At 67.5% G+C, this 12,383-nt stretch carries 11 protein-coding genes; 10 read left to right on the top strand and 1 reads right to left on the bottom strand.

From position 1 onward, the window contains the following. Positions 1 to 58 precede the first annotated feature (58 nt). The 10 genes from QO015_RS15750 to QO015_RS15705 all read left to right on the top strand — a co-directional run bounded on the left by QO015_RS15750 (position 59) and on the right by QO015_RS15705 (position 11,301). Entirely contained in the window at positions 59 to 1,408 is a 1,350-nt protein-coding gene (locus QO015_RS15750) for an 8-oxoguanine deaminase (protein WP_266283155.1), read from the top strand. Positions 1,409 to 1,612: 204 nt separating this feature from the next. Beyond that, complete coding sequence (locus QO015_RS15745; RefSeq protein ID WP_266283156.1) at positions 1,613 to 2,962, top strand: 8-oxoguanine deaminase; 1,350 nt, start codon at positions 1,613 to 1,615, stop codon at positions 2,960 to 2,962. After that, positions 2,962 to 4,335: an 8-oxoguanine deaminase gene (locus QO015_RS15740; RefSeq protein WP_266283157.1), complete on the top strand. Its 1,374-nt coding sequence runs from the start codon at positions 2,962 to 2,964 to the stop codon at positions 4,333 to 4,335. Before QO015_RS15745 ends, QO015_RS15740 begins: the two co-directional genes overlap by 1 nt. After that, entirely contained in the window at positions 4,336 to 4,749 is a 414-nt protein-coding gene (locus QO015_RS15735) for a hypothetical protein (RefSeq protein WP_266283158.1), read from the top strand. A gap of 5 nt (positions 4,750 to 4,754) precedes the next feature. Beyond that, a complete protein-coding gene (locus tag QO015_RS15730) occupies positions 4,755 to 5,564 on the top strand; it encodes a creatininase family protein (protein ID WP_266283159.1) in 810 nt (269 codons plus the stop codon). A 183-nt stretch (positions 5,565 to 5,747) separates the two neighbouring features. After that, complete coding sequence (locus tag QO015_RS15725; protein WP_266283161.1) at positions 5,748 to 7,334, top strand: ABC transporter substrate-binding protein; 1,587 nt, start codon at positions 5,748 to 5,750, stop codon at positions 7,332 to 7,334. Positions 7,335 to 7,387: 53 nt separating this feature from the next. Beyond that, on the top strand, positions 7,388 to 8,398 hold the full coding sequence (locus QO015_RS15720) for an ABC transporter permease subunit (RefSeq protein WP_266283163.1): 1,011 nt from the start codon (positions 7,388 to 7,390) through the stop codon (positions 8,396 to 8,398). Further along, a complete protein-coding gene (locus tag QO015_RS15715) occupies positions 8,388 to 9,296 on the top strand; it encodes an ABC transporter permease subunit (protein WP_266283164.1) in 909 nt (302 codons plus the stop codon). The genes QO015_RS15720 and QO015_RS15715 overlap by 11 nt, the downstream gene beginning before the upstream one ends. Continuing rightward, a complete protein-coding gene (locus tag QO015_RS15710) occupies positions 9,296 to 10,303 on the top strand; it encodes an ABC transporter ATP-binding protein (RefSeq protein ID WP_266283166.1) in 1,008 nt (335 codons plus the stop codon). The genes QO015_RS15715 and QO015_RS15710 overlap by 1 nt, the downstream gene beginning before the upstream one ends. Positions 10,304 to 10,323: 20 nt before the next feature. Further along, positions 10,324 to 11,301, top strand: a complete 978-nt coding sequence (locus tag QO015_RS15705) for a dipeptide ABC transporter ATP-binding protein (protein WP_266283298.1) — start codon at positions 10,324 to 10,326, stop codon at positions 11,299 to 11,301. A 4-nt stretch (positions 11,302 to 11,305) separates the two neighbouring features. On the opposite strand, the gene QO015_RS15700 is transcribed toward QO015_RS15705, so the two are convergent. Then, positions 11,306 to 12,232 (bottom strand): LysR substrate-binding domain-containing protein, encoded by a 927-nt coding sequence (locus QO015_RS15700; RefSeq protein ID WP_266283168.1) that lies wholly within the window; start codon positions 12,230 to 12,232, stop codon positions 11,306 to 11,308. Between the last annotated feature and the right edge of the window lie 151 nt (positions 12,233 to 12,383).

Genomic DNA, 12,383 nt, shown 5'->3' with positions numbered 1-12,383 from the left:
GTTGCATCGCCGGGGGGCGCATGATCGTATCGCCGGCAATCAGGGAGACAGGTGGCAGATGGCCGACAGGATTTGGGTGAAGGATCCGATCGCGGTTCTGGCCGAGGGCGCCGAGCGCGGCGTCGTGGTCGAGGACGGCCGCATCGCGGAGCTGGTCGGCAAGGGCGCCGAGCCCTCACACCCGGTCCATGGCGTGTTCGACGCGTCGCGCCATGTCGTGACGCCGGGCCTCGTCAACACGCATCACCACATGTTCCAGACGCTGACGCGCGCCCATCCGGCGGCGATCAACAAGGAGCTGTTTCCCTGGCTGCAGGCGCTCTTCCCGATCTGGGCGAAGAACGTCAATCCGGAGAACTTCCGCCTCGCGACCCGGCTCGCGCTGACCGAACTGCTGATCTCCGGCTGCACCACGGCCTCCGACCACCAGTATCTCTATCCGCCGGGCCTCGAGGAGGCGATGGACATCCAGGCCGAGGAGGCCGGCCGGCTCGGCGTGCGCATGACGCTGACGCGCGGCTCGCTGAACCTGACCGAGGAAGAGGGCGGCAACGCCAATGCCGGCGCGGTGCAGGATACCGACGCGATCCTCGCCGATTGCGAGCGGGTGATCGCCCGCTATCACGACGCCTCCGACGGAGCGATGCTGCAGGTGGCGCTCGCGCCCTGCGCGCCCTTCAACGTCACCAAGCGGCTGATGGTCGAGACGGCGGCGCTCGCCGAGCGCTGCAACTGCCACATGCACACCCATCTCGCCGAGACGCGCGACGAGATCGACTATTGCCAGCACCATTTCGGCTACCGGCCGGTCGACTACCTCGAGGAGGTCGGCTGGCTGACGAGCCGCGCCTGGCTGGCGCATGGCATCCATTTCAACGACGACGAGGTGGCTCGGCTCGGCAAGGCCGGCGTCGGCGTCTCGCATTGCCCGACCTCCAACATGGTGCTGGCTTCCGGCCAGTGCCGCACCAAGGAACTCGAGGCCGCGGGAAGCCCGGTGGGCCTCGGCGTCGACGGCTCGGCGTCGAACGACAATTCCAACCTGATCGAGGCGGTCCGCCACGCGCTGATGATCGGCCGCCTCACCTACAATGCCGAGAGCGTCACCCATCTCGACGCCTTCCGCTGGGCGACCGGGGGCTCGGCCAACTGCCTCGGCCGCAAGGACATCGGCGCCATCGCCGTCGGCAAGCAGGCCGACATGGCCTTCTACACGCTGGACGAACTGCGCTTCTCGGGCGCCGGCGACCCGCTCGCCGCGCTTGTCCTGTGCGGCGCCTACAAGGCCGACCGGGTGATGGTGAAGGGCGACTGGAAGATCGTCGACGGCGTCCCGCCCGGCGTCGACCTCGCCGAACTCCGCTACGAACACGGCCGCGTGGCGAAGAAGTTCCTCGAAGCGGTGTAGCGCATCGACGGCGGGCGGGCGGGAGGCCCCGCCCCCCGATCCTCTCCCTCAGGGAAGCGGCCTCCTGCTCGCTAGGACCGATGCCGGACCCGTTCGAACGTCGTTCGCGTCACCGGCCCGACATCGCCCCGTCCGTTGCCGCACTTATGGCCTTGCCCCGCCCGGCCCCGCATTGTCTCGTAGAGGCGGAAGACGGGACAGGGCATGACCGAACCTCTCTGGATCAAGGACCCCATCGCCACCCTCGGCGAGGGCGCGGAGCGGGGCGTCGTCGTCGCGGACGGGCGCATCGTCGAGCTGGTCGGCACGGGCGCCGAGCCGGTCCATCCGGTAGCGAGGGTGTTCGACGCATCGCGCCATGTCGTGACGCCCGGACTCGTCAACACCCATCATCACTTCTACTCGAACCTGACGCGCACCCATCCGGACGGCATCAACAAGCCGCTGATGCCATGGCTCGAAGCGCTCTATCCGCGCTGGGCCGGACTGCTCGACCCTGACAACTACCGCCTCGCCTGCCGGATGGCGCTGACCGAACTGCTGCTTTCCGGCTGCACCACGGCATCCGACCATCACGCGATGTTCGCCACCGGCCTCGAAGCGGCGATGGACATCCAGGCCGAGGAGGCGGCGGCGCTCGGCATGCGCATCACGCTGGTGCGCGGCTCGCGCGACCTCGGCGTCCGCGACGGCCTCATCGCGCCCGCGAACGTCGTGGAGCCGATCGACCGGATCCTCGCGGAAAGCGAGGCGACGGCCGGTCGCTGGCACGATCCGGCCGAGGGATCGATGGTCCGCGTCGCCTTCGCGCCCGACTCGCCCTTCACCGTCAGCGCCGAGCTGATGCGCGAGACGGCGGCGCTGGCTGAGCGCAGCGACTGCCGCCTCCACACGCATTTATCCGAACGCCCAGAGGAGATCGGCCTCGCCATCGCCCGCTCGGGCAAGCGGCCGGTCGATCTCATGGCCGATCTCGGCTGGATTTCGAATCGCGTCTGGCTGGCGCATGCCATCCATCTCGACGACGCTGAGATCGCGACGCTCGGCAAGCACGGCGTCGGCGTCTGTCACTGTCCGACGTCCAACATGATGCTGGGCGCCGGCATCTGCCGGACGCGCGAGCTGGAATGCGCCGGCGTTCCCGTCGGGCTCGGCGCCGATGCCTCCGCCGCCAACGACAATTCCAACCTGATGGAATGCGTGCGCCAGGCCCTGCTGCTCGGCCGCCTCATCTACGAGCCTGGCGCCGTCACCCATCGCGACGTCCTGCGCTGGGCGACCGAAGGCTCGGCGCGCTGTCTCGGCCGCGACGACATCGGCGCCATCGCGGTCGGCAAGCAGGCCGACCTCGCCTTCTGGACTCTGGACGAACTGCGCTTCTCGGGGGCCGGAGATCCGCTCGCCGCGCTGGTCTTCTGCGGCGCGAGCTCTGCCGACCGGGTGATGGTCAAGGGAGCGTGGCAGGTCGAGGACGGCAGACCGCGCGGCGTCGATATCGACCGGCTGAAGCACGAGCATTCCGCCGCGTCCAAGGCATTTCTGGAGAGGATCTGATGACCGATCGCGAGGCCGAAACCGGGCGGCTGTGGATCAGGGATCCCATCGCGACCCTCGGCGAGGGCGCCGAGCGGGGCGTCGTCGTCGAGGACGGGCGCATCGTCGAGCTGGTCGGCAAGGGCGCCGAGCCGGCCCATCCGGTGATGAAGGTGTTCGACGCCTCGCGCCATGTCGTGACGCCCGGCCTCGTCAACACCCATCACCACATGTTCCAGACCATGACGCGCGCCCATCCGGCGGCGATCAACAAGTCGCTGTGGCCGTGGATCGCCTCGATCTACCCGGTCTGGACGCGGCATGTGAACGCGGAGAATTTCCGCCTCGCTGCGCGGCTCGCCATGACCGAGCTGATGATGTCGGGCTGCACCTGCGCGTCAGACCACCATTACCTCTTCCCCCGCGGGCTCGAGCACGCGATGGACATCGAGGCGGAAGAGGCGGCGGCGCTCGGCCTCCGCATGACGCTGACGCGCGGCGCGCTGGACCTCACCGGCGCGGAAGACAGCCAGGCGCTGGCCCCCGACGGCGCGGTGCAGGACGACGACATCATCCTCGCCGATTGCGAACGCATCGCCGCCCGCTACCACGACCGCTCCGACGGCGCGATGACGCGCGTGGCGCTCGCCCCCAACGCGCCCTTCGACGTCACCAAGCGGCTGATGCGCGAGACGGCGGCACTCGCCGAGAAGCACGATCTCGGCCTCCACACCCATCTCGTCGAGACCGCGCGCGAGGCGGCTTTCGCCCGCGAAGTGCACGGCATGACCGCCGCCGATTATCTCGAGGAGAACGGCTGGCTGTCGAGCCGGGTCTGGCTGGCGCATGGCATCCATTTCGACGACGGCGAGGTCGCAAAGCTCGGCCGCCACGGCGTCGGCATCTGCCACTGCCCGACCTCCAACATGGTGCTCGCCTCCGGCATCTGCCGCACCCGCGAATTCGAGGCGGCGGGCAGCCCAGTCGGCCTCGGCGTCGACGGCTCGGCGTCCAATGACAATTCCAACCTCATGGAGGCGGTCCGCCACGCGCTGATGATCGGACGCCTGCGCTACGGCGCCGAGGGGATCACAGACCGCGATGCGCTGCGCTTCGCGACCGAGGGCTCGGCGCGCTGCCTCGGCCGCGACGATATCGGCGCCATCGCCGTCGGCAAGCAGGCCGACCTCGCCTTCTGGACGCTGGATGAGTTGCGCTTCTCCGGTTCTGGCGACCCGATCGCCGCCCTCGTCCTCTGCGGCGCCCATGCCGCCGACCGCGTGATGGTCAAGGGCGACTGGCGCATCGTGGACGGCGTCCCGCCGGGCATGGACCTCGAGAAGCTCAGACACGAACATCATCAGGCGTCGCGGGCGTTTCTGGAGAACTTTTAGTTGGTCGATCGGATTCTGCGTATTACATCCGTCGGCAGTTCCTCGTGGATCGAGTTTCGCTCGCTCCGGCTACACGCCGGTGTCGTCTACTTTGATCTTGCGGCACAGTTCGAAAACTTCACGGGCGCTGTCGGCGCGTCGACTTATTATGTGGGTTCGCCAGCCATTCCGTTCCTCCGAGCTTCAAAGATTTCGGGCTCGTTCAAATCGGAATCGTGGACTTCCCTTGAGGGCGAAATCAAGATCTCCATCTCGGGCGACTCCCTGGGTCATCGCGCCGTGAATGTGGAAATGCGCACCGATTTCACGAGGCTGGAGGGAGGGATTGGCGTCGAAGCAGGTCGCCTTGGAGCGATTGCCCACGACCTCGCCGCTCTATTCGCAAACGCCCTAAGCTCGACTCAAGAAGGATGATGACGATGACCACCCTCCCCCGCCCCTACTGGCACGAGATGCAGGCGCCCGATTTTCTCGGCGGCGAGAAGGACTGGATCGCGGTCCTGCCCGTCTGTGCGATCGAGCAGCATGGGCCGCATCTCCCCGTCTTTACCGATGCCTGCATCGGCGAGGGCATGGTGAAGCGGACGGTCGAGCTGTTGCCCGAAGGCCTGCCGGTCACCTTCCTGCCGCTGCAGCCGGTCGGCAAATCCAACGAGCACATCGCCTCGCCGGGCACGATCACCTATTCCTGGGAGACGGCCATCCGCATCTGGATGGAGATCGGCGACAGCGTGGCGCGCGCCGGCGTGCGCAAGATGGTGCTGGTGACCTCGCATGGCGGCAATGTCCCGGTCTGCGACATCATCGCCCGCGAGCTGCGCATCAGGCACGGCATGCTCTGCGTCTCGACCGGCTGGGCCGGCGCCGGGGAGCCGGCCGGCCTCGTCCCGCCGGAAGAGGACCTTTACGGCATCCATGGCGGCGACGTCGAAACCTCGATCATGCTGCATTTCCGGCCGGACCTCGTGAAGATGGACAAAGCCGAGGACTTCCGCTCGCAGCAGCTCGACCTCCTGAAGGAGTTCAAGCGGCTGCGCTTCCACATGGCCCCGGCGCGAATCGGCTGGCAGGCGCAGGACCTCCATCCCTCCGGCGCGGTCGGCAATGCGGCTCGTGCTACCGCCGAGCGCGGCCGCCTGATCGTCGATCACCAGGCCCGCGCCTTCATCGAGCTTCTGGAAGAGATGGCCCGCTTCGACCGGTCGCGCCTCTATCAGGCCGGTCGCTGACGGTCCCTCGCCCCAAAGCGGTTTGGACAACCCCCCTGTCGCCCAAGTTTTGACTTGCTTTAAAGCGCGGCCTCGGCTCGATTGAAGTTTGATCGTCCGGTCTAGATCCTCATCGAAGAAGGGTCGGCCAGCAGGGACGAGGCCGCGATGCGCCAAAAGGCGCCGGTGACAGGGGAGTTCAGAATGAAGATTTCGACCCGCCTTCTGGCGGCCAGCATGCTCGTCGTCGGCCTCGCGGCCGGCGCGGAGGCGAAGACGCTCGTCTATTGCTCCGAAGGCAGCCCCGAGAACTTCAATCCGCAGATCAACACGACCGGCACGTCGTTCGACGCGGCGCGCCCGGTCTTCAACCAGCTCGTCGAGTTCGAGCCGGGAACGACCAATGTGGTCCCCGGCCTCGCCGAGTCCTGGGAGGTGTCGCCCGACGGCACCGAGGTGACCTTCCACCTGCGCAAGGGCGTGAAGTTCCATTCGATCAAGGGATTCACGCCGACGCGGGACTTCAACGCCGACGACGTGCTGTTCTCGTTCAACCGCATGTGGAAGGAAGACAGCCCCTACCACAAGGTTTCCGGCGGCGCCTATGACTACTTCAACGACATGGGCATGCCCGACCTGCTGAAGTCGATCGACAAGGTCGACGACTACACGGTCAAGTTCACGCTGACCCGGCCGGAAGCGCCTTTCCTCGCCAATCTCGCGATGGACTTCGCGACCATCCTTTCGGCCGAATATGCCGACCAGATGCTGAAGGCGGGAACGCCCGAGCAGATCGACCAGGTTCCGGTCGGCACCGGCCCGTTCTCCTTCGTCGCCTACCAGAAGGACAACGCGATCCGCTACAAGGCCTTCCCCGACTACTGGGGCGGCGCGCCGAAGATCGACCTCGTCTTCTCCATCACCAAAGACGCGACCGCGCGCTGGGCGAAGGTCCAGAAGGGCGAATGCCAGGTGATGCCCTATCCCAATCCGGCCGATCTCGACGCGATCGGCAAGGACGAGAATGTCGACCTGATGCAGCAGCCGGGCCTCAATATCGGCTACCTCGCCTTCAACGTCACCAAGAAGCCCTTCGACGACAAGCGCGTCCGCCTCGCGATCATCCATGCGATCGACAAGGAAGCGATCCTGAAGGACGTCTATCTCGGTGCCGGCCAGCCGGCGAAGAACTTCATCCCGCCGACCATCTGGAGCTACAACGACGCCATCGTCGACTATCCCTACGATGTCGAGAAGGCGAAGGATCTCCTGAAGGAAGCCGGCCTGCAGGACGGCTTCTCGACCGACATCTGGTGGATGCCGGTGCAGCGCCCCTACAATCCGAACGCCAAGCGCGTCGCCGAGATCATCCAGGCCGATCTTGAGAAGCTCAACATCAAGGCGAACCTCGTCTCATACGAGTGGGGCGAGTATCGCAAGCGCATGCAGCAGGGCGAGCACCAGATGGGCCAGCTCGGCTGGACGGGCGACAATGGCGACCCGGACAACTTCTTCTTCCTGCTGGGCTGCGACGCGGCCCGCGACGGCGGCCAGAACATCGCGAAGTGGTGCAACAAGGACTTCGACGACAAGCTGAAGAAGGCCAAGACCATCTTCGACAAGGCCGAGCGCACCAAGCTCTACGAGGAGATGCAGGTCATCGCCCATGACGAGGTGCCGGTGTTCAACATCGCGCATTCCGTCGTGTTCGAGCCGGTGCGCAAGGAAGTCGTGGGCTACAAGGTGAGCCCGCTCGGCCGGCACGAATTCGCCAAAGTCGACCTGAAATAGGGACGGCCGCGGCGGCGGCTCCCTGAGGGCCGCCGCCGCGCCTCGTAGCCCCGATGCTCGGCTTCATCGTCCGGCGTGTGCTGCTGGTCATCCCGACCTTCATCGCGATCGCCTTCCTGACCTTCGTCGCGATCCGCCTCGTGCCCGGCGACCCGATCGAGGTCCGCACCGGCGAGCGCGGCATCACGCCGGAGCGCCTGGCGGAATTCCGCCATCAGCTCGGCCTCGACCAGCCGGTCTGGAAGCAGTTCCTCGACTATCTGGTGCAGATCGCCCATGGCGATCTCGGCACCTCGATCTCGACCCATGCGCCGGTGCTGCAGGAATTCCTGACGCTTTTCCCGGCGACGCTCGAGCTCGCTCTCTGCGCCATGCTGTTCGCCGTCGTGCTGGGGATTCCGGCCGGCGTCCTCGCGGCGACGCGGCGGGGCGGCTTTCTCGATTATTCGGTCATGGGCGTGGCGCTCACCGGCTTCTCGATGCCGATCTTCTGGTGGGGCCTGCTGCTCATCCTGTTCTTCTCGGTGACGCTCGACTTGACGCCGGTCTCCGGCCGCATCGACCTGCTCTACTACTTCGAGCCGGTGACGGGCTTCATGCTAATCGACAGCCTGCTGTCCGACCAGGACGGCGCCTTCCTCTCGGCCGTGTCGCATCTCATCCTGCCGACGATCGTGCTCGGAACCATCCCGCTCGCGACCATCGCCCGCATGACCCGCTCGACCATGCTGGAAGTGCTCGGCGAGGACTATGTGCGGACGGCGCGGGCGAAAGGCCTATCGCCCTTCCGCGTCGTCAACGTGCATGCGCTGCGCAACGCGCTGATCCCGGTCGTGACGGTGATCGGCCTGCAGACCGGCATGCTGATGGGCGGCGCGGTGCTGACGGAGTACATCTTCTCCTGGCCCGGCATCGGCACCTGGCTGATCGAATCGATCCAGCGGCGCGACTATCCGGTGCTGCAGGGCGGCGTGCTGATGATCTCCGGGCTCGTGATCCTCATCAACATCCTGGTCGACGTCCTCTACGGCGTGCTCAACCCGAGGATCCGCCATGCCCGCTGACGCGACTACCACGCCGGCGCGCAAGTCCGCGCCGCCGCCCGGCGCCTTCGCCACCTTCGTGCGCGACTTTTCCGAGAACCGCGCCGCGGTCGTCGGCTTCGTCATCCTGGCGCTCCTCGTGCTGACGGCGATCTTCGCCGATCTCGTCGCGCCCTATGATCCGACCGAGCAGTTCCGCGATTTCGTGCGCGTGCCCCCGTTCTGGCAGGAGGGGGGCAACAGCGCCTTCCTGCTCGGCACGGACGAGGTTGGCCGCGACATGCTCTCGCGGCTCATCTTCGGCGCGCGGCTGTCGCTCTTCATCGGCCTCGCCGTCGTCGTCGCCTCGATGATCGTCGGCATCGCGCTCGGCCTCGTCGCCGCCTTCGCCACCGGCTGGCCGTCGATCGTCATCATGCGCGCGATGGACGTCATCCTCTCGGTGCCGAGCCTGCTGCTCGCCATTGTCATCGTCGCGATCATCGGGCCGAGCCTCACCAACACGATCGTCGCGATCACGGTCGTCTATCTCCCCAACTATGTGCGGCTCGTGCGCGCCTCGGCGCTCTCGGAAAAGTCGCGCGACTATGTCGTCTCGGCGCGGGTCGCCGGCGCGGGTACGCTCCGGATCATGTTCCGCACCGTGCTGCCGAACTGCATGGCGCCGATCATCGTGCAGGCCGCGCTCACCATCTCCAACGCGATCCTCGAGGCGGCGGCGCTCGGCTTTCTCGGCCTCGGCGCGCAGCCGCCCTCGCCGGAGTGGGGCGCGATGCTCGCCTCCGCGCGCGAGTTCCTTCAGGCCTCGCCCTGGATCGTGACGGAGCCCGGCCTCGCGATCCTCGTGACGGTCCTGGCCATCAATCTCGTCGGCGACGGGCTGCGCGACGCGCTCGACCCGAAGATGCGGAGGAGCTGATGCCTCTTCTCGAGATCTCCGACCTCTCGGTCGACTTCGCGACGGGCGGCGGCGTCTTCCGCGCCGTCGACAATGTCTCGCTCAGTGTCGATGCCGGCGAAATCCTGGCGATCGTCGGCGAGAGCGGCTCCGGCAAGTCGGTGGCCATGCTGGCCGTGATGGGCCTCCTGCCCTGGACGGCGACGGTCACCGCGCGGCGCCTCGCCTTCGACGGCCGCGACCTCCTGACCCTTTCGCCGCGCGAGCGGCGGCGGCTGGTCGGCAAGGATGTGGCCATGATCTTCCAGGAGCCGATGTCGAGCCTCAACCCGTGCTTCACGGTCGGCTTCCAGATCGGCGAGACGCTCAAGGTGCATCTCGGCCTCGGCAAGGCCGAGCGCCGCGCGCGGACGCTGGAGCTGCTCGACGCCGTGGGCATTCCCGATCCCGAACGGCGGCTGAAGGCCTTCCCGCACCAGCTTTCGGGCGGCATCAGCCAGCGCGTGATGATCGCGATGGCGCTCGCCTGCCGGCCGAAGCTGATCATCGCCGACGAGCCGACCACGGCCCTCGATGTCACGATCCAGGCGCAGATCCTCGACCTGCTCGTCGCCCTGCAGCGCGAAACGGGAACCGGTCTCGTGCTCATCACCCACGACATGGGCGTCGTCGCGGAAACGGCGGAGCGCGTCTCGGTCCATTATGCAGGCCAGAAGGTCGAGGAGCAGCCGGTCGGCCCGCTCTTCGCCGACCCGCACCATCCCTACACGGCCGCGCTTCTCGCCGCGCTGCCCGAGCGGGCGCATGGACGCTTCCTGCCCTCGATCCCGGGCACGGTGCCGGGTCTCTCCGACCGGCCGCCGGCCTGCCTGTTCGAGCCGCGCTGCCGCTTCGCCACCAATCGCTGCCGCGAAAAGGCGCCGCCGCGCCAGGGCGCCATCGCCGGCTTCGCGCTCTGCCATTATCCGCTGGCCGGGGGCCGGCCGATCGGCCATCCCTTCCCCGAGGGTCGCGAGGTGGCGGCATGAGCGGCCCGACAAGCATGCCGATGACGGGAACGACGGTCCTCGCGGCGAGCCATCTCGCGCGGCATTACGAGGTCGCGCGCGGCGCCTTCCGCAAGCCGGCGGTGATCCGCGCCCTCGCCGATGCGTCCTTCACGCTCGAGACGGGCCGGACGCTCGCCGTCGTCGGCGAATCCGGCTGCGGCAAGTCGACCCTTGCCCGCCTCGTCACCATGATCGAGCCGCCCACGGCCGGAACGCTGTCGATCGACGGCGTCGAGGTGGTCGGCGCCGACCGCGCCGCGCTGGCCAAGCTGCGCTCACGCGTGCAGATCGTGTTCCAGAACCCCTACGGCTCGCTCAACCCGCGCCAGAAGATCGGCGCCGCCCTCGCCGAGCCGCTCGTCATCAACCGCCCCGGCATGAGCCGGGCCGAGCGCAGCGCCGCGGTGCTCGACATGCTCTCCCGCGTCGGGCTGCGGCCCGAACATGCCGACCGCTACCCGCACATGTTCTCGGGTGGCCAGCGCCAGCGCATCGCCATCGCCCGCGCGCTGATGCTGAGGCCCGAGATCCTCGTGCTCGATGAGCCGGTCTCGGCGCTCGATCTCTCCGTGCAGGCGCAGGTGCTGAACCTTCTGGTCGAGCTGCAGCAGAGCCTCGGCCTCGCCTATCTCTTCATCAGCCACGGCCTCTCCGTCGTGCGGCACATGGCCGACGACATCGTCGTCATGTATCTCGGCCGCATCGTCGAGCAGGCGCCGCGCGAGGTGCTGTTCGCCGGGCCGAAGCATCCCTATACGCGGGCGCTGCTCTCGGCGACGCCGGTCGCCGATCCGGCGCGGGCGCGCGAGCGCATCCGCCTCAAGGGCGAGATGCCCTCGCCCTTCAATCCGCCCGCGGGCTGCCCCTTCAACACGCGCTGCCCGCTCGCCTTCGACCGCTGCCGCGTCGAGCGGCCGAAGCTCGAATGGCATGGCGAGACCAAGGTCGCCTGCTTCGCGGTCGAGCGCGACGGGTGACCGATCAGCCGGCCGGCTCGAACACGCCCTCCTTGCGCAGCGCACGCACCTCGTTGCGGATGAGCGCGGTCAGGGCGCGGATCGCCGTCGTCGTCGGCCGCTGGCTGGAGGTGGCGAGCAGCAATTCGCGCTCGATCGACGGGTTCTTGATCCGCCAGTAGCGAATCCGCCCCTCGGCGACCAGGTGATGAACGCTCGAATAGGAGAGGATGGTATAGCCCATGCCGCCTTCGACGAGCCGGAGAGTCGAGGGCATGGCCTCGACCTCGAGATCGATGCGCGGCTCGATGCCAGCCTGGCCGAGCACCTGGTCGAGCAGGAGGCGAAGGCCATGCGGCCGCGCCGGCAGGATCATCGGCAGCGTCGCCACCACCGACGCATCGACCGGCCCGGTGCCGAGCGTGCCGGCGTCGTCGCCGGCGCCGAGCAGGAAGAGTTCGTCCCGCAGGATCGGCTCGGCGAGGAGATTGTTCATGCGCGGCGCATTGTAGAGGACCGCAACGTCGATCTTGCCCATCATCAGCCACTCGAGGAGATGGCCGCTGAAGCCCTCGACGACGCGCATCGTGACCTGCGGGAACTCCTCGCGGAAATGCTTGACCAGCGGCGCCGTCAGGACGATGCCGACCGAGGGCGGCATGCCGAGCACGATGGTGCCGCGCGGGTTGGAGCGCATCGCGGCGAGCTCGGTCGTCGCACGCGACGCCTGTTCCAGAATGGCCGAGGCATAATTTTCGAGCAGCTTGCCGGCTTCGGTGAGGACGATGCCGCGCCCGTTCCGATAGAGCAGCGCGACCCCGAGTTCTTCCTCGAGCGCCTTGATCTGGCGGCTGATCACAGGCTGGCTGACCGAAAGGGCGACAGCGGCGCGCGAGAAGCTGCCGAACTCGGCGACGGCGGTGAAAAGCTGCAGTTGCTTGAGATCGAACATTGCGAGGTCTCGTCCGGCGGCGGCGCGCCGATCGGTATGGGGCGAACAGCATTGGGTCACCCCGGCCGCGATGACAAGGGCGCACCGCGCAGCGTCAGGGGCGAGCAAATCTGATATGCCCGCCGTGACAATTACCCCGCCGTCGCGAATT

Source organism: Kaistia geumhonensis, from assembly GCF_030815145.1.
In the GTDB taxonomy this organism is placed as follows: domain Bacteria; phylum Pseudomonadota; class Alphaproteobacteria; order Rhizobiales; family Kaistiaceae; genus Kaistia; species Kaistia geumhonensis.
Note: the sequence above shows the minus strand (reverse complement) of the source record. Positions and strands in the feature narration are given on the sequence as shown.

Bases quoted from the DNA above. Each gene is read 5' to 3' on its own strand.
- QO015_RS15750 (WP_266283155.1), top strand. From the start codon at position 59: ATGGCCGACAGGATTTGGGTGAAGGATCCGATCGCGGTTCTGGCCGAG.
- QO015_RS15745 (WP_266283156.1), top strand. From the start codon at position 1,613: ATGACCGAACCTCTCTGGATCAAGGACCCCATCGCCACCCTCGGCGAG.
- QO015_RS15740 (WP_266283157.1), top strand. From the start codon at position 2,962: ATGACCGATCGCGAGGCCGAAACCGGGCGGCTGTGGATCAGGGATCCC.
- QO015_RS15730 (WP_266283159.1), top strand. From the start codon at position 4,755: ATGACCACCCTCCCCCGCCCCTACTGGCACGAGATGCAGGCGCCCGAT.
- QO015_RS15725 (WP_266283161.1), top strand. From the start codon at position 5,748: ATGAAGATTTCGACCCGCCTTCTGGCGGCCAGCATGCTCGTCGTCGGC.
- QO015_RS15720 (WP_266283163.1), top strand. From the start codon at position 7,388: ATGCTCGGCTTCATCGTCCGGCGTGTGCTGCTGGTCATCCCGACCTTC.
- QO015_RS15715 (WP_266283164.1), top strand. From the start codon at position 8,388: ATGCCCGCTGACGCGACTACCACGCCGGCGCGCAAGTCCGCGCCGCCG.
- QO015_RS15710 (WP_266283166.1), top strand. From the start codon at position 9,296: ATGCCTCTTCTCGAGATCTCCGACCTCTCGGTCGACTTCGCGACGGGC.
- QO015_RS15705 (WP_266283298.1), top strand. From the start codon at position 10,324: ATGACGGGAACGACGGTCCTCGCGGCGAGCCATCTCGCGCGGCATTAC.
- QO015_RS15700 (WP_266283168.1), bottom strand. From the start codon at position 12,232: ATGTTCGATCTCAAGCAACTGCAGCTTTTCACCGCCGTCGCCGAGTTC.